Below are 24,325 nucleotides of genomic sequence, written 5' to 3' on the forward strand. Positions count from 1 at the left end.
TTTGGATGGGATGGGATACAGTACCAACTTACCTCAACGGAATTTTGGTGTTTAGATCACAACAGAGGTTCGTGTGCGAACTTTAACCAATATACATTTCTGTCAATCCACGATACAGAAATAATATAAATTAATGCGGTAGGTGACATTTTGTACATACAAAAAGCCATTTTAAAGTGCTGAATTGATAACATTTCATGTTACAGTGGACAGTATTTGTTCGCGGTTGCAAGGACAGGAGGCAAACAAAAAGCCTGCGTCAATCAGCCGCAGGCAATAATAGAGAATAAATAAACCGATGAAGAAAGGAATCTGAGCCCAGTATTACAGGTAAGGTACAAATGAAACTGATACGTATTCCCATCAACAGTAGTCTGTCTACAGCTCCATCGTGGTCTGGACAAGGGGTTGCTCATCTGCTTGCTGAAATAGGATAAGCGCCAGTAAAAGAAGAAAAAACAATTTTAGGTGTTTCAGTCTCAATAGTCAGTATAGTGAATGATAAATGGCCGGGATCCGGACAGTTTGCAATGCAGGTTTTTTCCTTACTGTTCATTAATAGGGGGCTTGACCAGGATATTTGTAGACGAAGAAATGGAACAGATCAATTAACCATAGGGTGAAAAATTAGCCGCGGAATCGACTCCGCGGCTTTTATCTTGGGTTACATTTGAATGGATCTATACCTTCCTGGAGAAATTCCGGTTTGTTTAGTAAAGGTACGTATAAAATTTGAGTAATTCTTGAATCCAGAAAGGTAACAGGTTTCAGTCACACTTTTGCCCTCGGTTAAATGCTGTTTGGCAAGGGCTATTCTTTTGTCGACCAGATATTGCTGTAGGGTCAGTCCAGTGTATTCTTTGAATTTTCTGCTGATATAGGTTCCATTTAAGAACAATTTTGCGGAGAGGAGCTGAAGGGTGACGGTATCCGATAAGTGGGCTTCAATCAGCTGGGTGATATCTACCAGTAGCTTCGGCATAATATTGAGCGGGCCTTCGGCTTTCTCACTCTGAAAGGCGATGTTGATCATGATTAAGATTTGTGAAAGATATACGTCTACCAGAAGATCGTCTCCATACTTTTTTGAATCGACAACTTCCTGGAGTTTATGGACCAGCCTGGTCAGTTCGCTCATGGTTGGCTCATTCAGCGAAATAATATGTGTTCGCATATTCAGTGTTCCCTCAAAACAACGGTGTAGATCGCTCTGTGGTGTCGACAATCGTTCGATATACGATTGCTTAATATTGATGACTATTCGTTCATAGAGCGAGGAGTCCAGGCAGACCGCTCGGTGAAATTCATCCGGCCGTATGAAGATCAGATCTCCTTTCTTCAGCTTGTAACAAAATTGTTCAAAATAGAAATTGACATTGCCGTGCAAGAATAGGTAGATCTCATAACCGTCATGCCGATGAAAAACACTCGAAAAATTCCTGCCGCTCTTATGCAGAGTCAGCAGATCTTCGGGTAGCGGGTCATACAAATAGTCCTTCACACTTTCCTCCTCCTGTGTACCTTATCTTGTAAAGATCATTTTATGCAATAAATTATGCGTGATGTGCAATGAATTTGCAAGAAATGATCTGTAAACTGATAGATATATGACATACATAAAGGAGATTTTATTTGATGGACAAATATTTGCCAGTTCCTGTTGTGCTATATGACGGTAAAGAAACGGCACCCATCTTGCTGGATGAAGGTTATTTTGGGAATCCGTATAGCAGTCGCAGCTATAGACAAATCGTCCGGGCGGTTGGGGATTTGCGCCAAGACATCGCCATCGTTACTGGGGCAATCAAGGCAGGCACCGTGCAGCAACAAATGGTCGATGACCCACATAGTCAGGCGGTTCGTTTGGCCACGGCGGACCAGAGTAAGGTCCCCACCTTGATTCATACCGTGGAAGGCGGTAAACGGATAGAGACTGCCGTGATCATAGGGTCGATCTCGGACAGTCCGATCATCCGACAACTGATGGCGGACGGCAAGCTGGAGGAAGCTAGACAAATTGAGGGTAAGTGGGAAGCGTACCTCATTGCAGCGGTGGACCATCCGTTCGAGGGCATCGAACGTGCGCTAGTTATTGCTGGAAGCGATGCGCGTGGTACCATCTTCGGCATCTATACGCTATCCGAGTGGCTCGGTGTGTCCCCATGGTACTGGTACAGCGATGTGCCTGTGCTTGTGCAGGAGCACATTGTTCTGAATGTTTTGGTTGGCGAGCCGATTGTGGAGGAAGGGCCCGATGTAAAGTATCGCGGTATCTTTATAAACGACGAAGAACGCACCATCGACTGGGCGAAGGAAAAATTTGTGACAGAGAATGGCACGCCAAATGTGAATTTTTACCGACACGTCTTTGAGCTACTGCTTAGGTTGAAATGCAATGTACTGTGGCCAGCGATGCATGAGGGAACAACAGCTTTTAACAAGGTTACGGACGAGAACGGCTTTCCAGTAAACGCTAAGGAAGCGGCTGAATACGGCGTGATCATGTCGGCGTCCCATTGCGAGATGCTACTGCGCAACAATGTTGATGAGTGGGAGCCCTGGTATGAAGCACATAGGAACGATTATGACTGGAGCGGCGACAACTACAAGGAAGCATTCGATTATACTCTCAATAAGGAGGCCATACTGGCCTATTGGAAAGAACGCTTATCGGCCAACCGAGAGTTTGAGAGCATCCTTGCGCTCGGCATCCGTGGCGTTCATGACGGAAAATATGCATACAAAAATCTTTCCGAAACCTTTGGAACAGAGATTGCCATAATGGCCGATGTCATTCAAGAGCAACGCAAACTCATCGAAGAGGTGTATGGCCGCGCTGATGCGGCACCTCAGGTTTTCATTCCATATAAAGAAATGGGCAATTTGTATAATGAAGGTCTGAAAGCCTTCCTTCCAGACGACATCATGTTGATGTGGGCGGAGGACAATTATGGTTATTTACGCCAGGTTCCAAACTCGGAGGAACGCAGCCGTTTCGCAGGTAGCGGTATCTATTACCATAGCTCATACTGGGGCAGTCCCAAGAGCTACCTTTGGCTCAATTCCATCCAGCTCTCTCTGATGGTCGAGCAGTTCCGCCGTGCCTATGACACTGGAGCGGGCACCTACTGGATTCTTAATGTAGGAGATATAAAGCCTGGCGAGATAGTCCTAGAATGTTTCACTAAGCTCTCGTGGGATGTTACTGGCCAGGATGACAAGAAGCTGGAATCTGAGTTTTTGAAAAGCTATGCTATGCGGAACTATCATTTGTCTGAGGCTGATGCGACTACAGTGGCAAAGGTTATGGATCAATATTTCCGGTTATGCGGCACGAAACGTCCAGAGTTTTTTGGGACAGAAAACCCTTCTAGCGTTCATACGACTGGTTTTCGGGAGGAGCTAGCATTTCCCTTTAGTGTTACGGGAGACGGAGATGAAGGTCAGTTGCTTGTGGAACAGTGCAACTGGATGTTGGAAACCTTGACCACGATCTATGACAAGCTGGATGAGCAGCATCAAGCTGCTTTGTATCAGCAACTGTTGCATCATGTGACTTCGTATCTCGGCGTTGCGGAGGAGTACGTATACTATTGGAAGAACCGGCTTGCCGCGGCTCAGGGAAGATACACAAGCGCTAAGATTTATGCGGAGCTTTCCCGAAAGGGACGCACCCGGATTCAAGCGGCGCAGGACAAGTTCTGGGAATTGAGCGATGGAAAATGGCGCAAAGCCATCGGATACAGCCATCCTATTACGTATTATGGTGGAGTTAATGAAGGCATTGTACTTTTGGGCGATGACCGCTACTCTAACGTATCTAGTCCGGCGTGGGGGGCAGGCGCGGCGGCTGAAGGACAGAAAACTGCGGGCGTCGGCACGTTGCGCTTCCATTCGCGATTGAAGGATGTGCATTACTTCGATGTCTTCTCAAGAGGCAAGGATAAGGCGGAATGGGTCGCCGAAGCGGAGAGGTGGATCGTTCTGTCTGCAAGCGCCGGAAGTACGACTGCCGAAGAACGTGTAAAGGTTACAATCGACTGGTCCAATCTCAGTATCTCGGCATCAGGCTTGATTCAGGTGTTCAACGCAAATAATGGGAAAAAAGCCGGAGAGCCTATTGCGACCTTTGTCGTGACGGCAACCGTTTCGGAAGTTACTTTTGACGGCCCGTCCTTCATCGAGGCCAACGGCTATATTGCCTTAGAGGCGGAACACTATTCCGAGAACCGCAAAGGCAAGGACGGCAGCGAATGGCGACCAATCAAGTCCAATGGATCGCGCGGCGATACCATGAAAGCATTTCCGGACACCGCGGAGCGCGTCGATAATGAATTCGCCAAAACAGCGCAATTGAGATACCGCATTTATTTTTCCAGCACAGGGATGTTCAAAGGGACCTTTTACCGAATCCCTACGCTGAATGAAGGCTTTGATGATTACGGAATTCCGCGCAGCTGCCGCACGGCGATCGGTCTGGACGAAGTCCTGCCGTCCAGGGCGCAACTAGATGGTCAGTCCTCTTGGGGTGGGAGAAGATGGGAAGAAAATATTATGCGGATGGTCGAGTCGCTAGAGTTCAGTCTTACCGTTCAAACACCGGGCTGGCACGATCTCGTGATATATCGTTCCGACGCTTCTATCGTATTTAGTCGTATCGTCATAGAGACGGAACAAGGAGCCGTGGGCGATTCGCTGCTCGGACCTATAGAGAGTCCCAACAATATAGCCGGAGACGACGAGCCAAGAAACAGGGTGGCGGGATTAACAAGAGCAATATGTGAATAGCATAGGTATATAAGGCAAAATAGTAATTTTAACTTGTAGTACAATAGCCCAAGCTAATTCTGCGTGGGCTATTGTTTGTTATATTATGGGTACATTAATAGTTGTTTTTCATTAACGAATATTGTTTTCCTGCTACATAAGGAACTTTGTCTTTTTTATTCGTTATATTGGATCCAAGTTGAATGCCAGTTGCTTCAACAGGTACTAAGGGCCAATACGTGTAACAATCCATCTCGATATAATCTGAACGGCCTACTCCTTCCATTCCGAAAGAGTAGGCCGTTTTCTCTTTGAAATTTTTGATGTCTGATTGGTTTCCCATACGCTCGCTATCCGTGCTGAATGACAGACTGCGGATACCATTCTAATTAGTCGACATAGTGATAGGAAAGTCGGCTAATTCACATTGTAAGCGCTATCACTTAAAAATAGAATTAAAGTAGTCTGGGACAGGAAGGAGGCGGCTATAGCAGTCGAATTGTAAGTCTGATTATTGTATTACGAGGAACTCGAATCAAAAATCAAATTGAAAAGGGTGAATGTAATGACAGTGATTAATTTACGCAATATTAAGCTAATTCTCATGATGTTGATCATGCTGTTGGTATCGATTCAGGTAGGATATCTTTCTCCTAAACCCGCATATGCTGCCAGTAGTTTAATTCAAAACGACGTTTTCTGGAAAGACACTTCTAATAATAATATTTACTCACAAGGCGGAGGTATTCTTAAGATAGGAAGCACTTATTATTGGTACGGCGTAAAATATAATGGGGCTGTCACCTATGCGAATAGCCCAACCGCGAAAAATTCGGATACTAGTTTTAATGCAATAACAATTTACTCGTCTACTGACTTAGCGACATGGACGTTCAGAGGGAATGCGGTTGTAGCAGGTGCTGCAGGTACAACGTTCGAACCTGCATCTTGGGTTGGACGACTTGGCGCCGTATATAATGCCAATACAGGTAAGTATGTGATCATTGGTCAATATGGTGGTCCTGCTGGAGAAGGAGTCATTTTCTTAACGAGTAGTTCTCCAAGCGGTCCATTTACATTCGATCATGTTGAAAGTAATATTCCGAATGTTGTAACAGCGACTACAGGAGATCAGTCCGTTTTTGTGGATGATAATGGGCAAGCATACCTGATTTTTAGCAATTCAAACGGCAGAACCCATCTGTATGTCGCGCCTATCAGAGCATCGGATTCGCTACATATCGAGGCTGCTACTGAAGTGTATACAAGTGCCAACGGCGGTAGAGAAGGCAATGTCATGTTCAAACACAATGGTTACTACTACATGGTTTCATCAGATCTACATGGATGGAATTCATCTCACACCTACTTTATTAAATCCACTAACATTTTGGGGACATATTCTGCGGAATCAGTTATGTCGGGTACAGATGCTGATTTCTCTCACGTAACGCAAACAGGATTAGCAGTTACTGTCACGGGCACGTCTGGATCCTTCGTCGTGTTCGGCGGCGATAGGTGGAGTGATTTTGCAGGAAACGGGATAGGTTACAATCAATGGGTTCCTATTTCATTCAATGGGAGTACGCCTTACTTTAACTCCTTAAGTCAATGGAATATCGACGTGGCAAACGGTACTTGGAGCGTAGGATCGGGGAATAACTACGTGTTAAATCCGGGATATGAAGCTGACCGGGTTTCACAGAACTTATTAGCTGGCTGGACAAATTGGGATAACCTTTCTTCTGCTGAAGCAAACTCAAATGTAACAGGAGGACAGTCCGGAAGATGGGCAATGACACAATCTTATGCATCAGCTTATAATGCTAGCATGTACCAGAACATTACCGTTCCGAATGGAACCTATACGCTCAAAGCATGGGTGAAGAGCAGCGGTGGCCAAACAACGGCTCAAATTTTTGCTAAAAATTTTGGTGGAACCGAGAAAGACTATGCCATTAATAGCAGTATAAGTAGTTGGACACAAGTCACAATTTCTAATATTCAAGTAACAAATGGTTCCATTCAAATTGGTGTCTTCTCAGTTGCCAATGCTGGTAATTGGATAAGAGTAGATAATTTTTCATTAGTTAAAAATTAACAAATTATGTCCTCTGTAAACATTGTGAAAATATAAGTGAATCAAGCGGCCGATATGTGATGAAACTTTGCATGCATCTCGGGTTCGTAAGAAAACAAAAGACGAATCAATCGCTATTATTCAAATAGAGCCTCAAGCCATGGATTCCTACGGAATGCAAGAAATCATGGAGATGCTCAATAAGTTAAATGATCGTGACCTAAAAAAGCGAAAGTAATCCTTTACGATATCTTCTTTTTTGAGAATTAAAAACGAATTACTATGAAAACTATCTCTATTAGGCAATGAGGAAAACACAAAGGCTGCCCTGGAACTGAGGGACGGCCTTTGTGTTTTTAGAAAGATGAAATGGTCATATGGACTTATGTTTAATAAAAAATGTCAACAGAGTGTAAGCGATGTCAAGCTTTTGATATCGCTTTCAAAGCTTAAGGGCATTAATATTAATTTATGCAGAAACATTAACAAATGGGGGGCTTAGATAAGATGAAGAAGGCGTTTTCAATTATTTGTTTATTAGCGTTAGGTACAAGCTTGCTGGCTGGATGTGGTAATAACAACACAGAAGCTAACAAAAGTTCCACAGAGGCAAGTCAGAATACCTCGAATAAGGCAGAGACGGTCGACCCGAATGCAAAGTATGATCCGCAGTTGAACATTTCAATTGATTTTCAAGTTGCTGACGCCATGGCTAAAGACTTCAAAGAAGCAGATTGGCCTAATAACTTATGGAATCAGACGTATCGGGACAAGTATGGTATTAATCTTAATGCTTCTTGGTTCTGTAAAGGGAATGACTTATGCAGTCAAAAGAAAAGCGTTGCGATTGCGTCCGCTAATATTCCAGATATAATGACCGTTAGCATAGATCAATTGGCTGTTCTTTCGAAGACCAATATGATCCGCACTGATCTTAAAGAGGTATACGACTCATATGCATCCGATTTAACGAAAAGCGTAGTAGGTGAAGCGGGAGCAGCGCCATGGGACTCAGCGACATTTGACGGTAAAGTGCTGGCTATCCCTCAAGTAGACTCGTCAATCGATACAGCCTCGTTCCTGTGGATTCGACAAGATTGGCTGGATAAGCTTGGACTGAAAGTTCCAACGAATATGGAAGATCTGTATACCGTTATGAAAGCCTTTAAAGAACAGGATCCAGATGGAAACGGTAAAGCTGACACTTATGGGTTAATGCTGAACAAAGACTTCTTAAACCCAGGTCTTGCAGAGGCACTTGGTATCTTTAATGGATTCCATGCTTCCCCTGATATTTGGGTAAGAGATAGTTCCGGTAAACTCGCCTTTGGCAGCGTGCAGCCGGAAATGAAAGATGCTCTTACCTACTTGAACAAGATGTATAAAGATGGACTGATCGAAACCGACTTTGGAGCAAAGGATTCGGCTAAAGCATCCGAGCTTGCTGCAAGCGGCAAAGTGGGAATTGAATACGGTGCAATGTGGAACGGCATGTATCCACTTCAACAAACGAAAGACAATTTCAAGGATTCAAACTGGATGGCCTTTGCTCTTGCATCCAACGATGATCAGCCTGCTAAACCTCAAATTAAGCTAAACGTGCGTGGTTATTATGTGGTCAAAAAAGATTTCGATCATCCAGAAGCCCTTATCAAAATGCTGAATCTCTTTACAGAAGCGAATCGTGGTCCGGACAAAGAAATGTATGACAAGTTCTTTGGACCTGATGGTCCAGGCCAACATCCGACGGCATTCCAGGAATGGGCAGCCAAGAAAAATTTAACCGCACATTTGAATGTAACAGAAGCACTCAAATCCGGTGATACTTCTAAACTGAACAGTGAAGAACAAGGCTACTACGATAACATCAAGAAATACCAAGCTGGCGATAATACACAAGCTCAGTTTGAAAAGGTATTTGGCGAAACGGGCTCGTTCCGCATTATGAATGAATATGATCAGAATAATCTGTTCCAGCTTGACCAATTCTACGGTGCACCAACCGATACAATGAAAAGCCGTATGGACACCATCAAGAAAACGGAAATCGAATATTTCACTAAAGTGATCATGGGTGCAGATTCGATTGATAACTTTGACAAATTTGTTTCGAACTTGAATGGCATGGGGCTTACTCAAATTACGAATGAAGTCAATGAATGGGATGCTGCAAAGAAATAAGAGATTCATGTAGCGGGAGGGAGCTATCGCTCCTTCCCCTTCTTTCTCAACACAGACAGGAGAGGATTGTATGGAAGCGTTAAAAAGAAAAAAACGCGGGGTATCACAAACCGCTTTTCATATCATGCTATTGCCTGCCGTCATTATCGTGATCATCTATAGTTATGGACCAATTGCGGGACTTGCTATTGCCTTTCAAGATTTTCTTCCTGCTAACGGATGGTTTGGATCGAAATGGATTGGTTTTGGGAACTTTGAATATTTGTGGCATATGCCAGGTGTCCTGCAAGTTCTTAAGAACACGTTTTTGATAGCAATTATGAAGTTGGTCGTCGGGATGGTTTTTCCGATTTTAATGGCATTGCTGCTAAATGAAGTAAAGTCGATGGTATTCAAAAGATCCGTGCAAACGATCGTGTACCTTCCTTATTTTCTTTCCTGGGTTATTTTATCCGGCATTTTGATCGATATTTTATCGCCATCCGGAGGAATAATTAACGTATTTCTCGGCACTCTGCACATAAAACCAATTTATTTCCTTGGGGATGAGCACTGGTTTCGCTTTATCTTAATTGCATCGCATATTTGGAAAGAAGTTGGTTTTGATACGATTGTTTATCTGGCAGCTATTTTAAGTATTGATAAATCGCTTTATGAAGCGGCGGCGCTTGACGGGGCAGGTCATTTGAAAAAAGTATGGCATGTGACTCTTCCAGGCATGCGCCCGATTATCGTATTGCTGAGCGTGCTTGCTCTTGGCAATATCCTTAACGCAGGGTTTGATCAGATTTTCAATTTGTATAGTCCACAGGTTTATAGCAGTTCGGATATTCTGGATACCTTTGTGTATCGGATTGGTATGCAGCAGATGCAGTATGGTGTAGCTACGGCAGTAGGCCTCTTTAAATCGGTTGTATCCTTGATTCTTATATCAGTCTCTTACTTCATGGCTTACAAAATTGCAGATTATCGGATTTTCTAAAGGAGGCTGGCAGCAGTGATTGAAAGACGATCATTCGGGCGAGTATCATTTCTCGCGCTTAACTATATCGTACTTGCCGTATTTGCATTAACGTGTTTATTTCCAATCTTGCATATGCTCGCGATGTCGTTCAGCTCCAACTCGGCTGTTACGGCCGGCTGGGTTACTATATGGCCTCGAGGGTTTAACTTAAGTTCCTATCAGTATATATTGGATAATCCTGCTTTCAAATCGGCATTCCTTGTATCGGTGGAAAGAGTGGTTCTGGGTGTGGCGATAAGTATGCTTCTGACCATACTTGCGGCTTATCCTTTGTCCAAATCAAACAGCCGTTTTCGTTATCGTACCGCTTATTCTTGGTTCTTTGTAGTCACGATGATCTTTAACGGTGGTCTAATCCCTACATTTATGATGGTAAAACAAACAGGTCTAATGGATTCCATCTGGGCTCTAATTATTCCATCGGCCGTCAACGTATTTAATATCATCCTCATGTTGAACTTTTTCCGGACACTTCCACATGAGTTGGATGAGTCGGCTATGATCGATGGAGCTGGGAACTGGAGAACGCTATGGAGTATTTATTTGCCTATTTCCAAGCCATCCATAGCAACGATCTTGCTTTTCTCTGTCATTTTGCATTGGAATTCGTGGTTTGATGGCCTCATTTATATGAATTCACCAAGCCATTATCCTCTTCAAACCTACCTCCAAACGGTTATTGTATCGAAATCACTGGATAGTATGAGTACTAGTGACTTGTCCGTGCTTAACTCGATTTCGGACCGTACAGTTATGGCTGCGCAGTTATTTGTCTCCATACTGCCGATTCTCTGTATTTACCCGTTCCTTCAGCGATATTTCGTACAGGGCTTAACACTCGGAAGTGTGAAAGGATAATGGGCATGAACTATACGAGTATAAAAAAAATTTTCGAACAGCCGGAGATGGAATATCGTAGCGTTCCGTTCTGGTCATGGAACGATGATCTGCAGCAGGAAGAGCTTGACCGTCAAGTGAAAGGCTTCAAGGAACAGGGGATGGGCGGCTTCATGATGCATGTGCGGGAAGGGTTAGAAACCCCTTATCTGCAGGCCGAGTTCATGGAGCGAATTAAGAAAACCGTTGAGACTGCGAAACAAGAAGGAGTATTTGCCTGGCTTTATGACGAAGACCGCTATTCATCTGGTATGGGAGGCGGACAGGTTCCAAAGCTTGGTGGGGATGATGTACGAGCCAAAGCCCTTACGATCGAAGTGACAACTACGGCAACAGTGGATACAAAAGTTCTGGCGGTATATGAAGCAAGCGTTCATGATGATAGGATTCAAAGCTTTCAATTGTTGGAAAAGGATATGATTGATGGAGGAATTCAGACGAAAGACGGAGTTGTCTATCTTGTTTTCCGTCGTGAGGTTGCCCCAGCTAATGACTGGTGTCACGGTGATACGTATACCGATAATCTGAATCCCCGTTCTACAGAATTATTCATTCAGTCCACTTATGAAGCCTACAAGGAAGCGGTAGGTGAAGAATTCGGCAAGACCGTACCCGGTATATTTACAGACGAGCCAAGCATTCGTGGATTTGCTGAAGTTAATCTTACCGATCGAGCCTGGATGTCTTGGACGGATGCCTTCCCCGCCTATTACAAAGAAAAAAACGGATATGAGATTTGGGATGTACTGCCTTACCTATTCTTTATGGGTGATGGGGCAGAAAAAGCGAGATTCGACTATTGGAAGACGATTACCGAATTGTTCTGTGAAGCTTATACGAAACAAATTGGGGATTGGTGCAGCGTAAATGGCCTACAGTTTACCGGCCATTTCCATTCGGAAAGCAGCATGCTCGGTTCCATTCAGACAACGGGTGCGGTAATGCCACACTATCGTTATCTGGATATCCCAGGTATCGATACATTGTGTGAGCAGACGGATGAGAGTTTAACGATCAAGCAGGCAGCAAGCGTTGCGAGGCAATACGGGAAGAAACGGATCATCACCGAGACCTACGGCGTAACGGGATGGGAATTTACTTTTGAAGGACGAAGGTGGCTTGGTGATTGGCAGTTTGTACTTGGCGTCAATTTCTTAACGCATCATCTTGCCCTTTATTCGTTGAAAGGCTGCCGCAAAAGGGATTATCCGCCTTCTTTCAATTACAATACGAACTGGTGGGAGCATAACCATGTGCTTGAGGACTACTATGCACGACTAGGGGCTGTACTTAGTGAAGGTGAGGCTATTCGTGACGTACTCGTGCTCCACCCTGTTACTAGTGCATGGACAATGCTTGGTGTTGACGTGAAGGGTGATTACGCAAATCAAGCTGGCAGAATAAAAGAGGTTCAAGATTATGATGCCTCTTTCAGCCAATTTATTGATTTGTTATTAGCCTCTCATTACGACTACGACTTAGGTGATGAACTGATTTTAGAGGAATGCGGCAGTGCAGAGAAAGGAAAATTGAATGTTAATTTGGCGTCATACTCCGTCGCTGTGATGCCTAACATGAAAAATTTGCTCCGCACTACGTTTGACTTGCTTCAAGCATTCTTGAGATCCGGCGGAAAAGTAATTGCGGTTGGAGAGTTACCTGCTCTTATTAATGGCCTTCCATCTGAAGATATGAGGCGGCTTGCGGATCTAGAAGGATTCATTCAAGTGGAAGATCAAGGTGATGTTCCAGCTGTACTGGAGCGAATTCTTCCTCGTGAGGTCAGCATTAAGAACAGTAATAGACGTGAAGCGGAAGCCTTCCTCTATATGCTGAGAGATCTAGAAGATAGTCGGGTCCTGTTTGTCGTAAATAAGGATCGGAATTCTGCTTACGACGTTGAGCTCGAGCTCAGCGGCTGCGGGAATGTCGAAGAATGGGATGTTCTAAACGGTACCGTTAAGCCAGTGAAGGCTAGTTATAGAGCTGGGAAAATGAGATTCCGTGCTGCGTTTGGTCATGCAGATTCGAAGCTCTACGTCCTTCGTAAGACTGCAGAAGAAGGCATTTTCGTAGAACCGGAAATGGATCATTCGAACAGCAAACAATTTGTAGCAGCATTAGGCCCAGTTGCTCGATTTACTAGAACAGCACCAAATGTACTAACACTCGATAAATGCCGCTATCGGTTATCCGATGGTTGGTGGTCCGAGGTTATGGATGTATGGTTGGCTCAGCGTGATATTCGAGAGAAGCTTAAGATGAGGCAGGTATATGCCAATGGCGGATTACAAAGACATTTGTGGATTCATGAAGCTCATGAATGCGATGGAACGCCCGTATCTCTTGAATTTGTCTTTGACGTTATTGACGTTCCGGATTCAGAGGTGCGAATTGGTATTGAAGAGGCTGAGCGTTTCGATTTAATCCTGAATGGAGATGTTGTACCTAGTAAGCACGAAGGCTGGTATCTCGACCGTAGTATCGGAACGATTCCCCTGCCAAGGCTTGCGCGTGGCAGCAATACACTAATCTTAAACTGCAATTACTCGCATGATATGGAGATTGAGGATTCATTTCTCATTGGCGATTTCGCTGTCATGTCAGACCGAACCATACGCAAGGAACCGGATAAGCTGCGCTTTGGCGACTGGGGGCTTCAAGGATACCTACATTATTGTGGAAGCATGATCTATCACTTGGAGTATGATTATGTACCAGAGGATACGGAAGGTGCAATGATCCTTGAATTAGGGGATTACAAGGCGGTTACAGTGGATATCAAGGTGAATGGCAAGCATGCCGGACATATTCCTTGGTCCGCTGCGAAGCAATTGGATATTAGCGGACTACTCCTGAATGGTGTAAATCATATCGATATTGAAGTCGCAGGAAGCCCTCGCAATGTGTTGGGGCCGCTGCATCAAGCTGGTACCCATTACAATTGGAAAGAATGGTGGGATTATCGTCGCACTGGAGCCGAATATACACCGGATTATGTAACAGTTCCCTATGGATTGTTGAGTCAAATTCATATCTACAAGCGAGCGGCATTATAAACAGCTTTATTAACCGGGTTTTGCGCTAAAGCGCCCGGTTCTTTCTTTTTCATTCTAATTTGAATACCGCTCACTTGGAAGTGTAAGCTAGGAATTGATACGTTATTAGTGTCAAATTGTCTTCACTCCCAGATGGGAGCGGGGGAAATTGGGAGTGAACTTCGTATTCATGCGACTCATAAAAATGCGACCTAGAAGCACATCGATATATACAAAAATGATTATTGCATTCATCATAGCGACGCTGCCAATCTATCTGTTGGCTGCCTTTCTCTATAATTGGAGTACAACAATTATTAAGAAAGACATTACGGATTCAGCACAGATTCAATCGACCAATTATATGAAGGACTTGGATAATGAGATAAAAAGATTAGCGATGATGCAGAATCAACTGTTTAATAATGATTTTCTTGAGGAACTGGTTAACACATCCGACACCGTGCACGGTTACCGTAAAATCGAATTAATTCTTAACATTAGGGCGCAGCTCTTAACGGTGAAAAACAGCAATGACGATATCAGCGATGTTCGCATTTATCTTCCGACGATGAAATCAGAAATTTCCGCTGTAACTGGATACGGCGAATTAAACCCGGATATTATCACACCGGATAAATTAACCTCAAACTATCAACTGCGTGCAAATAATGGTCTGCTGCTCATGGATGCCTATCCCGAATATAGGGTAGTAAACGGGATGCCTGATCTGATTGTTGAAATAGAATTAGCACCTGACGTATTGAAAAAAACGATGGTAAGTTCCATACAGCGTGATTATACGGGAGCGATTCAACTGCGGCTTAATGGTGAGCCGCTGTTCGATGAGACGATCAATGAAGGACAAAAGGATTGGTTCAAGACGGGCAGCGAGAACAAAACGGGTGAGGTTACCCTTCACGGACAAAAGTTTTTGCTCATTCATGCCAAATCAACTGAATTTGATATCATGCTGGATCATTACATCCGTAAGGACCTCATATTTGAGAAAGTAAACCAAATTGTCAAATGGACAGTTGTTTTCTTCATTCTTACTGTACTTGTCATTGCACTATACCTAATCTATATTAATCGAACGATTAGAAGGCCACTAGTAAAGATTGTCCGCGCGTTTCGACACCTGGAAGAAGGAAACTTCGAAATGAACATCCAGCATGACAAAAACGATGAATTTCAGTATATCTATGGACGATTTAATGAAATGCTTGAGAATCTTAAATCGTTGATTGAGCAAGTCTATAAGCAGGAAATATTAATCAAGAGTGCGGAGCTCAAGCAATTGCAGTCGCAGATCAATCCCCATTTTCTATATAACTGTCTATTTAGCGTGATCAGAATGATTAAATTAGAACGGACAGAACAGTCTGTTCATTTTATGGAACATTTGGCACATTATTTTCAATTCATTACCCGGAATGCTAGGGATACGGTAAGAATCGAAGATGAAATTGCCCATGCGCGTAATTACTCTGTGCTTCAATTAGCTCGATTCTCAGATCGTATTTCCGTAGAGTTCAGTGATGTGCCTGACGATATTCGAGGCGTTGAGGTGCCGAGGCTTATTTTGCAGCCGCTTGTGGAAAATGCGTTCCTACACGGGTTGGAAGACAAGCTGGAGGATGGGTTGTTTAGAGTAAGTGTAACGTCTTGGAATGACAGAATCGTTATCGACGTGGAAGATAACGGAGATAACGGGGAGCTTGAAGTTGCGAAAATGAATCTGTTATTGGAAGCGTCGGATGAAGGTCCGGAAGTGACGGCGATCTTGAATGTTCACCGGCGTTTGAAATTTAAATACGGAGAGACAAGTGGACTGGCGGTATCGCGCAGTGAGCTTGGGGGCGTTAAAGTAAGCATGACTATTCAGCGGGAGGTGAGCTTAGATGAACCGAATGCTCATCGTTGATGACGAGAAGTTGATACTTGAAGGATTGGTTCAATTATTTACACAAGAAAGCACTGGGGATTTGGCTGTTTATCAGGCATCCTCGGCTATTGAGGCTTTATCAGTTCTCGCGCGGAAAAAGATAGACATCTTGCTGACGGATATTCGTATGCCATCGATGACAGGCCTTCAGCTCGCTGAGGAAGTAAGAGAACGCTGGCCGGATTGCAGGATTATCTTTCTAACTGGTTATCATGACTTTGACTATATTTATGAAGCAGTGAAGAGAGGCTCAGTCCGTTATGTGCTGAAAAGCGAAGGTGACGCCAGAATTTTTGAAGTTGTTCAAGATACGATTCAGGAGCTCGAAGAAAGTCTGCGCGTGGAGTCGCTCCTACAGCAAGCCATTCAACTCCAGAAGCGGCAGAGCTCGCATTACCGATCGTTGTTTCTTTCGGATTTGGCAGAGGGTCTGTTGAACGAAGAAGAGTTTGAGCATAGTTCCTTTATGGATCTGAATATTTCACTAGAAAAGGAATTGCCAGTGTATTTTGCCGCCGCTCGATTGGATGAAGGCTCCAAAAGATTGAAAGGAACCGAGAAGGATTACATGTTCGCTGCACTAGACGCACTCTGTCAGCGTTATCTCTGCCCTTCTGTCAAGATTACTGGCTATTCGGATTCACATTGTTATTACTATCTGTTCATACAACCTAAAGATGATACCTTGCTTTCGCGAGAGATGATACATGCCTTTCTTATCGGCTCCTTTGAAACCATTCAACGTTCTGCTGAAGTTACATTACAGCTGCCTGTATCGTTTGCTCTCATGGATCAGCCTATGGGATGGATGGAGACTTCCAGGGCTATTCAAGTTATCAAATTACTTTTCTATCCTTACCATGGCGAAGAACGAATTATTCTAACGGAGAAAAGCATGGCTTCGGTCACTCTTTCTGATGAGAACAGTAATTATCAGGAGCTTGCTGCGCTACAGCAGCAAGCGAGCAAAGTAGAGCTGTATTTGGAGAGTGGTCAAAAAGAAGCGTTGTTACAGCTCATTGAAATGCTGCGGGCGGGCTTGCGGCCCTTTATTATGGAGGATCACAAGGTTTTGGCTGCCTACAGCTCCTATTCGCTTCGTTTCTTGATAGGTTTGAATAAATTTGGGCTTTCGGATAAGCCTCAGATCCAGCCGCTATTGAACATGCTGATGAATCCGATCATTCATCGTACATGGGAGCAAGCGATTGATATTTTGATGGAGCTTGCCCTATTATTCTTTGAATTCCAGAGCTCTCAGATGAGCATGGTCAAAAATGATGTTATTGGCAGACTGAAAAAGTACATTCATCAAAATCTCTCGGGTGATTTGTCTTTAACCAACTTATCTGAACAAGTGTATTTGAACCCGGAGTATATGTCCCGGTTGTTCAAACAAGCCGAAGGCGTGACTTTATCCGATTACATTACGGCTCTCAAATTGGATAAAGCGAAGGAGCAGCTGAATCTACCGAATCTGTACATTCAAGATATAGCCAGCAATCTAGGCTTTTCAACTGCGGGGTATTTTACACGATTCTTCAAAAAAGAGACCGGCTTGACGCCGCAGGAGTTCCGTTCTAAGTCATTGTAGGCCATTATATGGAATGCATTAATAATCATAAAGGGAGTGTGCTTCTCATTAGACCGCATCATCTTCATTTGCAAAATTATTATTCATCGCTTGGTATCGATACTTGTAAGCCATCATTTTCCTGGCAGTTAGAAGGAGACGGAAGGGCAGAACAGCAGACGAATTATCGCATCATTGTTGCGCAAAGTGAAGAAGCGCTTGAAATACCGGATAAGGCAGTCTGGGACACCGGCAAGGTTAAGTCTGATGATCAACTTGGTATTTCCTATGAAGGGAGGCCGCTAAGCAGCACAACGGGGTACTTCTGGAAGGTTGCCGTATGGGACCAAGATGATAAGGCTTCATGGAGTGAAACGCAATTCTTTTATACAGGTTACCTACATGGGGAGAGCTGGGGCGCAGCTTGGATAGGTACCGGTAAAAACAAACCGTTCTATGCCCGTAGCGAATTCAGAATAGACAAGCCCGTAAAGCGGGCAATTGCCTTTGTTTCGGGACTGGGTCATTTTAAGCTTTACATGAATGGCAGTAAGATTGGTAATCACGAGATGGACCCCGGATGGACAAATTATCGGGAGTCTATCCAATATGTAGGCTTCGATTGTACGAAGCAGATTCGTGATGGATTGAATGCGATTGGATTATCTGTCGGTAATGGCTTTTATTCTGGGGATGCGGGTGACAGACATTTCTATACGATGGATAAGGGCTACGAAGCATATGGTACCGAGCTCATGGCGATCGGGGAATGGCATATTGAATACGAGGATGGTACGAAAGCCCATATTTGTACCAGCGATGATGAGTGGACCGTCAAGGATAGCGCAACCACTTTGGCGAACGTATATGGCTCCGAAAATTATGACGCGAGGCTGTATCCAGCAGGCTGGAATGACCTTGGGTTTGATGATTCTAGTTGGGAGCAGGGAACTTGTCTAATCCCTCCAACAGGATCGCTGAGCTGTCAGAATCAACCTCCAATTGTTGTGAAGCATATTTATGATACCGTCTTGATTGAAGAACCTCATGAACAAGTCTATGTCTTCGATCTGGGTCAGAACATGTCAGGGATGTTTGAAATTTACGTGAGCGGCTCTGCGGGAAGCAAGGTAACGATAAAGCCGGGGGAACTGCGTAATGAAGATGGTACAGTCGCAACTCCTTGGGACATCGTTACCTATTCGGAATATACGCTTGCGGGTACTGGTGAAGTAGAAGTCTGGAAACCGGATTTTTCTTGCTATGGGGCAAGATGGGTACAGATTGAAGGCTGCACCAGGGAAATGGAGGATAAAAGCAAACCTTTCATTCACGATGTAAGGGGACATTTCGTCACCTCGGCTTCGCAGGATGTTGGCGAATTAGAGACGGATGATCCGCGGATTACAAAGCTGGCGCAAATTATCCTTAAAGCCATCGAAAGCAACCTTCAAAGCGTCCACTCCGATTGCCCAACCATTGAAAAATTAGGCTGGATTGAGACTGCACATTTAATGGGGCCTTCTGTCATGTATGTAAAGCATGTAGATGAACTGTGGCTGAAGATTACCCGTGACATGATAGAGGCGCAGACGGAGGAAGGACTTATACCGGATATCGCTCCTGAATATTCCAAATTTGAAGGTCCATTCAGGGATTCTATCGCTTGGGGGAGTTCGATTGTCATTGTGCCGGAGCTTTTGCTGGAGACCTATGGCAATCGGACGGCTATCATCGAAGCTTACCCGGCGATGAAGCGATACATGAACTATTTGAAATCAATGGAACTACAGGATGGACTCATTGGTCATGGACTTGGGGACTGGGGAATTATCCCGCAAACAGGTGGGGACTATATTGAGAATGTTGAAACTGCGATCTACTGCTATGACTATGTATTGATGGCAAAGTATGCGGAGATGCTTGGATTTCCAGAGGATGCGGTGCATTATAGCCTTGAGGCTGAACGAATCAAATCAAACTATAACCGTCTATTGTTAAAGTCTATCAATGGGGAGCATCGACGATATGCTTATTGTAAACGGGATGGAACCCATCATCCGGCTAACCAAGTCATGCAAGCGATGCCTTTATACTTTGGTCTTGTGCCGGACCGGCATCGGCAGGATGTTGAGGCTGCTTTGTTACAAGCCGCTTCTTCTAATCAATTGCTGTCCGGTGAAATCGGACTACGGTATTTATTCGGTGCCTTGGCGGGCATGAAACAAAATGAGATTGTCTATCAGATGATGATGCAGCCTGAGCACCCCAGCTATATCCGATTCGTAGAGAAAGGCGAGACAGCGCTGCCAGAATTTTGGACAGACGATGCCCGCTCTCGCAATCATGACATGATGGGCCATATCCTGGAGTGGTTATATAAAGATATGCTCGGCATTTCTTCAAGGAAAGATGCTTATAAAGAAATTAACATCGCACCGATGTATTCGACCTCCGTTCGACACATAAGAGGTAGTTACAAATCGGTAAGAGGTCTTATTGAAGTTGATTTCTCGCATAACAGAGACGGCTCGAGCCTGTACGTAAGTATACCGGCAAATACAACGGCATCCATCAAGCTTCCGCTTACCTCCTCGGACGAGGAACTGTTTGAAAATGGACAGAAAACCGATTTCGAGCGAGTCATCGAAGAAGGAATGCATTATGCCTTAACGTCAGTTCAATCCGGGAAATATAGTTTTAAAACAACAGGCAAGCATTAATCTTACTTTACCTTTCATTTGGGACAACTGAGTATTTTCAGCTGTCCCTTTTGTTGGTGTGCCACGCATAGCGATTAACTAGGCGGTGAAAGTCCGATGTGGGGGCTTGTAGTTGCCAACCACTAGCCAAGAGCAAGGGTGTTCATCGTGAGGTGGAATCTGAAGTGACACCGATCTACGAGAAACAATTCTCGGAGAACAGCTTCTACCAAAGCAGAGGGGAAACGAAGGTCAGAGTCCAATACGAGGAATTCATAATGCCTAATAAAAACGCCGTTTATCAAGTTTATTTTGATAGGCGGCATTTTATTTTTTTTAAGATGAAGTTGTTAAGATAAGTAAGTGGGTGATAATAAAGAAACTAATGTTGATTCTTGCTTTCTTACCTATTAAGGTCTGGACACATTTTGTTGACATCTTCTAGACAAGTTGAACACAACTTCTAGACATTCTCATAACAATTGGACGGTACACTTTGAGTTAGTAGAGAAGTTTTATTTCAATAGACGAGTTATGGTATTATCGACTCATTCACGCAAGCGCGATTTGGACTTGTACAGATTGGAGCCTCATAATGGATAGAACGAAAATACTCATCATCGAAGACGAAGAGGCAATCGCTGATCTGCTCGCCTACGGCCTGGGGCGCGAAGGCTTCGAGACCCGTATAGCGGGCAGCGGTGCAGACGGGCTTCGGGAACTGAAGCAATTCCAGCCTAATCTGCTGGTACTGGATTGGATGCTGCCGGACCAAAGCGGCCTCGATATCTGCAGGCAGGTAACTGCCAAATATAATATCCCTATACTCATGCTTACGGCGAGATCGGATATTACGGACAAAATCCTCGGCCTAGAAGTAGGAGCAGATGATTATATTACGAAGCCGTTTGATCTGCGGGAGGTCGTGGCTCGTATCCGTACGATACTCCGCCGGCTGGCACAAGCCCAACAGGCTGTGGAGGAGGCTGCGCCCTCGGTGATCGGCTTCAGGGACATCATCATTTCTCCAGCCGAGCGGCTTGTGACCAAGCATGGCGAGACGGTTGACCTCACGCCGAAAGAGTTCGATCTGCTTATGACGCTGCTTGGTGCCCGGGGCAAAATTTTCACGCGGGCGGAGCTGCTTCAGTTCGTCTGGGGCTACGATTTCCCCGGTGATATGCGGACGGTTGACACCCACATTCAGCGGCTTCGCAAGAAGCTGGACGCAGCGGATCTGATTACAACCGTGTTCGGCATCGGCTACAAGTTCGAGAAAAGGACGGACTGACAGTATGCTGCGCACACTACGGGCAAAATTCGTCATAGGCTTTTTTCTGATCTTTTGCCTGTCGTTCCTTGTTCTGAACGTCACGCTGAAAGAATATATACGATCCAGCAACCGGGACATGATTACCTCAGACCTTGTCGAGCTAAAAAATAACAGCAACGTTTATGTCCTGCAAGCTTTTCTCATTAATCACTTCACGAACAACGACCTCTATTTCGGTCAAATGGCCGAGGAGATGGTTTGGGACCTTCACCGCGCCACTTCTAGTGACGTCAGCGCCTACACGGTCGATGGCATTTTACTGTATTCGACTGACGTGACAATGTTTGCCGGTCGTTCGAACGAAGACCTCAAGCTGGCACTGGGCGGAAAGACCGCTTATACGATTACGTATGAAGGCAGCACCGGCTCCGTGCTCTATTCTTATCCTGTCGTCATCGACGGGGTAAAGGTAGGTATTCTGAGATTTGCTAAAGACTTCTCGTCTCTCTATGAGCAGACGGAACGAATTCTCAACATCCTCTTTTATCTTGCGCTAGCGATTTTCCTAACAGCGTTCCTGTTCTCGTACATGCTGTCCCGGCATATTACGATTCCTCTCGTCAAGATGACTGACGCTTCCACGGAGGTTATAAGGGGCAATCTGAACATCCGCTTGAAGTTTAGGCGTAAGGACGAAATTGGGCGGTTGGCGGAAAACTTCAATGACATGATTGGGCGGATCGATAGCCAGATTGCAATGATTGCTCGCGACCGCGACAGGTTAAAGGCACTTAACGAGCAGGAAAAACGATTTTTTGATAACGTTACGCACGAGCTGAAGACGCCGCTCACGTCCATTCTTGGGTATGCTGAGATTATCCGGGAGAACGGAGAATCGGACCGCGTTTTCTTCGACAAAGGGATGACACATATCGTGGATGAAAGTCGGCGGCTGCATGGAATGGTACTGAACTTGCTTGAAGTGTCGCACCGCAATGCCGTTATGGATGAAGCTACGCTTGTCGATACAGGGACGCTCCTTCGCGACGTCTGTGATTCGATGGAAATTCGCGCCAAGCGTTACAAGAAGCGTATCGTCCTGGAATTGGAGAACGGACTTGTCGCATTCGGTCAAGCGGACAGGCTGCGGCAGTTGTTTATCAATCTGCTCGACAACGCAATCAAGTACAGCGCACCAATGGCGGAAATCTCGGTTATTGGAGATAGAACCACGAAAGCGGAATCTATCCGGTTCACATTCCGTAATCCGGGCGAGACGTTGTCGCCTGAACAGATCGCGAGCGTGTTCGAGCCCTTCTATTCCGGCGACAGGAAGTTTAAGGAAGAAGGGAGCGTTGGCCTTGGTCTCAGTATTGTAAAATCCATTGTTGACGATCACGGCGGGATGATACGTTTAGAAAGCAACGAAGGGTGTACGACCGTTTGCGTTGAGCTTCCCGGTGACGGAAAGAAGGGGGAGATTAACGATGCGTAATAAGATTAAAAAGTGGAAGCGGCTCCGAGCTATTGCTGCTTCGCTCATGGCTGTCCTGCTGCTTCTAATGACAACCGGCTGCATGGGTAATCCCCGTTCCGAGACGATCGTTATTCCGGAGACAGAAAGCGAGAAGCCGGCAAATGAAGCAAGTCTCGGAAAAGAGTTTCAGGTAAAGACGATTTATCCGCTGCCTGTATCCTCTTCATCCGAGCTTCTCGGCTGGACTAACGGGGAAGCCGTCATCGGCTACTTAGAAGATAACGTCCCTCAAATAGCTCCCTCTAACCGCATGCAGATGTTCGTTCCTCCTTATGAACAGTCCAAGCAGCTTGCAGGTACTACGAACATCGATTTGAAGATACTCAGCCTGTCACCAGACGGGAGGAAGATTGCAGGGCTATCGGAATCCGGGAAGGGTACTTCTTTGACCCTCGTGAACTTGGAGGGAGGTCAGGTTAAGCCGATCGCTGATTCTTCTAATGGTATACAGAGGACGCTGCATTCTCGTATCCTGCTTTGGTCGAACAACAGCAGGTTCATCTCTTACCTTGTGACAGGAAATAGCCAGGGACAATTGAACGTTGTCGTTTACGACGTAGTGGAGGGAACGACAAAACAATTCCCTCTGCCGGGCTTTTCCCTTGAGAATCGCAGCGCCTCTGTCATGCTGTCTAACGATGGAAGCAGCGTTCTCATAGAAGACGGGAACCTGGTTACAATGGCAAAGCGGAACGGAGACGGGAGCTTTGTCGTCCAATATGACCATCCATCGGGTAATGGCGGAAGTACATGGATAGACGATGACCGCTTCATGTTTCTTGGCGCGGATGGTACGTTGTTTCAGTACGATCACCGTAACGGCGAACTGTCCGTTCTGCTGGAGAAGGTTGGCAGCTTCAGCGTGTCACCAGACCGGAAGTTGATCGCATATACACGAAATAATGAAGAGGCGGTGTATGCCGGCAAGCTGCAGGGCAACAACGTGCTGTACCAAACGGCTGTTTACCAGGGCATTGTCCCGTATCAAATGCTGTGGAGTCTTAGCGATGGGGCTCTTCTGGTCGACGGGAGTAAATCACAAGCCGCTACGGCACAAGAGATTGCTCCGGCACCAGCGGCGGACCAGGAACGATTGCGGACATTTGTCATCCAGTTTCAATAATAGCTGTGTGATGGCGTTAAGAAATAGCAAGATATCCCTCATAACAGCAGGTTGGACGAATTATCGTCTATCCTGCTGTTTTTTATTTGAATTTTGGAGACATTTTGTTCACATGACGATGAAGGTTTGGATATATCTCTTTTTTATAATGTGACAAGAGCCCGGTGAGGCGGGCAGAAGGA

Annotated in this window: 14 protein-coding genes; 12 read left to right on the top strand and 2 right to left on the bottom strand. The window is 45.0% G+C overall.

Going from position 1 to position 24,325, the window contains the following annotated elements:
* Positions 1–664: 664 nt before the first annotated feature.
* Positions 665–1,501: a helix-turn-helix domain-containing protein gene (locus FHS17_RS07590; protein ID WP_167277500.1), complete on the bottom strand. Its 837-nt coding sequence runs from the start codon at positions 1,499–1,501 to the stop codon at positions 665–667.
* A gap of 395 nt (positions 1,502–1,896) precedes the next feature.
* Between FHS17_RS07590 and FHS17_RS07595 the strand changes: the two genes are divergently transcribed.
* Positions 1,897–4,788 carry a glycosyl hydrolase 115 family protein gene (locus FHS17_RS07595; RefSeq protein WP_167277502.1) on the top strand — a complete coding sequence of 964 codons (2,892 nt, stop codon included), beginning with the start codon at positions 1,897–1,899 and terminating at the stop codon, positions 4,786–4,788.
* A 94-nt stretch (positions 4,789–4,882) separates the two neighbouring features.
* Here the strand turns inward: FHS17_RS07595 and FHS17_RS07600 are convergent, their stop codons facing one another.
* Positions 4,883–5,110 carry a hypothetical protein gene (locus tag FHS17_RS07600; RefSeq protein WP_167277503.1) on the bottom strand — a complete coding sequence of 76 codons (228 nt, stop codon included), beginning with the start codon at positions 5,108–5,110 and terminating at the stop codon, positions 4,883–4,885.
* A gap of 222 nt (positions 5,111–5,332) precedes the next feature.
* On the opposite strand from FHS17_RS07600, the gene FHS17_RS07605 reads away from it, so the two are divergent.
* The 11 genes from FHS17_RS07605 (at position 5,333) to FHS17_RS07655 (ending at position 24,143) form a co-directional block, all read left to right on the top strand.
* A complete protein-coding gene (locus FHS17_RS07605; protein ID WP_243865236.1) occupies positions 5,333–6,868 on the top strand; it encodes a family 43 glycosylhydrolase in 1,536 nt (511 codons plus the stop codon).
* Positions 6,869–7,354: 486 nt separating this feature from the next.
* Positions 7,355–9,028, top strand: coding sequence for a type 2 periplasmic-binding domain-containing protein (locus tag FHS17_RS07610; protein ID WP_167277504.1), 1,674 nt, complete (start codon positions 7,355–7,357; stop codon positions 9,026–9,028).
* A 70-nt stretch (positions 9,029–9,098) separates the two neighbouring features.
* Positions 9,099–10,010 carry an ABC transporter permease gene (locus FHS17_RS07615; protein WP_167277505.1) on the top strand — a complete coding sequence of 304 codons (912 nt, stop codon included), beginning with the start codon at positions 9,099–9,101 and terminating at the stop codon, positions 10,008–10,010.
* A 15-nt stretch (positions 10,011–10,025) separates the two neighbouring features.
* Complete coding sequence (locus FHS17_RS07620) at positions 10,026–10,910, top strand: carbohydrate ABC transporter permease (RefSeq protein ID WP_341805789.1); 885 nt, start codon at positions 10,026–10,028, stop codon at positions 10,908–10,910.
* 5 nt (positions 10,911–10,915) lie between these two features.
* On the top strand, positions 10,916–14,008 hold the full coding sequence (locus FHS17_RS07625; RefSeq protein WP_167277506.1) for a glycosyl hydrolase: 3,093 nt from the start codon (positions 10,916–10,918) through the stop codon (positions 14,006–14,008).
* Between the two features lie 169 nt (positions 14,009–14,177).
* Entirely contained in the window at positions 14,178–15,914 is a 1,737-nt protein-coding gene (locus FHS17_RS07630) for a sensor histidine kinase (protein WP_167277509.1), read from the top strand.
* A complete protein-coding gene (locus FHS17_RS07635) occupies positions 15,892–17,529 on the top strand; it encodes a response regulator transcription factor (RefSeq protein ID WP_167277512.1) in 1,638 nt (545 codons plus the stop codon). The genes FHS17_RS07630 and FHS17_RS07635 overlap by 23 nt, the downstream gene beginning before the upstream one ends.
* 8 nt (positions 17,530–17,537) lie before the next feature.
* Entirely contained in the window at positions 17,538–20,231 is a 2,694-nt protein-coding gene (locus tag FHS17_RS07640; protein ID WP_167277515.1) for an alpha-L-rhamnosidase, read from the top strand.
* A gap of 574 nt (positions 20,232–20,805) precedes the next feature.
* Positions 20,806–21,501, top strand: coding sequence for a response regulator transcription factor (locus tag FHS17_RS07645; RefSeq protein WP_167277517.1), 696 nt, complete (start codon positions 20,806–20,808; stop codon positions 21,499–21,501).
* 4 nt (positions 21,502–21,505) lie between these two features.
* Complete coding sequence (locus FHS17_RS07650) at positions 21,506–22,978, top strand: sensor histidine kinase (protein WP_167277519.1); 1,473 nt, start codon at positions 21,506–21,508, stop codon at positions 22,976–22,978.
* The gene (locus tag FHS17_RS07655; protein ID WP_167277522.1) at positions 22,971–24,143 is read left to right on the top strand and encodes a PD40 domain-containing protein; all 1,173 of its coding nucleotides are present in this window, start codon (positions 22,971–22,973) and stop codon (positions 24,141–24,143) included. The genes FHS17_RS07650 and FHS17_RS07655 overlap by 8 nt, the downstream gene beginning before the upstream one ends.
* Positions 24,144–24,325: the final 182 nt, after the last annotated feature.

Source organism: Paenibacillus lupini, assembly GCF_011761355.1.
Taxonomy (GTDB): Bacteria; Bacillota; Bacilli; order Paenibacillales; family Paenibacillaceae; genus Pristimantibacillus; species Pristimantibacillus lupini.

Excerpts from the sequence above, each read along its gene's own strand:
- FHS17_RS07600 (WP_167277503.1), bottom strand. The coding sequence starts at position 5,110 with ATGGGAAACCAATCAGACATCAAAAATTTCAAAGAGAAAACGGCCTAC.
- FHS17_RS07605 (WP_243865236.1), top strand. The coding sequence starts at position 5,333 with ATGACAGTGATTAATTTACGCAATATTAAGCTAATTCTCATGATGTTG.
- FHS17_RS07610 (WP_167277504.1), top strand. The coding sequence starts at position 7,355 with ATGAAGAAGGCGTTTTCAATTATTTGTTTATTAGCGTTAGGTACAAGC.
- FHS17_RS07615 (WP_167277505.1), top strand. The coding sequence starts at position 9,099 with ATGGAAGCGTTAAAAAGAAAAAAACGCGGGGTATCACAAACCGCTTTT.
- FHS17_RS07625 (WP_167277506.1), top strand. The coding sequence starts at position 10,916 with ATGAACTATACGAGTATAAAAAAAATTTTCGAACAGCCGGAGATGGAA.
- FHS17_RS07630 (WP_167277509.1), top strand. The coding sequence starts at position 14,178 with ATGCGACTCATAAAAATGCGACCTAGAAGCACATCGATATATACAAAA.
- FHS17_RS07635 (WP_167277512.1), top strand. The coding sequence starts at position 15,892 with ATGAACCGAATGCTCATCGTTGATGACGAGAAGTTGATACTTGAAGGA.
- FHS17_RS07640 (WP_167277515.1), top strand. The coding sequence starts at position 17,538 with ATGGAATGCATTAATAATCATAAAGGGAGTGTGCTTCTCATTAGACCG.
- FHS17_RS07645 (WP_167277517.1), top strand. The coding sequence starts at position 20,806 with ATGGATAGAACGAAAATACTCATCATCGAAGACGAAGAGGCAATCGCT.
- FHS17_RS07650 (WP_167277519.1), top strand. The coding sequence starts at position 21,506 with ATGCTGCGCACACTACGGGCAAAATTCGTCATAGGCTTTTTTCTGATC.
- FHS17_RS07655 (WP_167277522.1), top strand. The coding sequence starts at position 22,971 with ATGCGTAATAAGATTAAAAAGTGGAAGCGGCTCCGAGCTATTGCTGCT.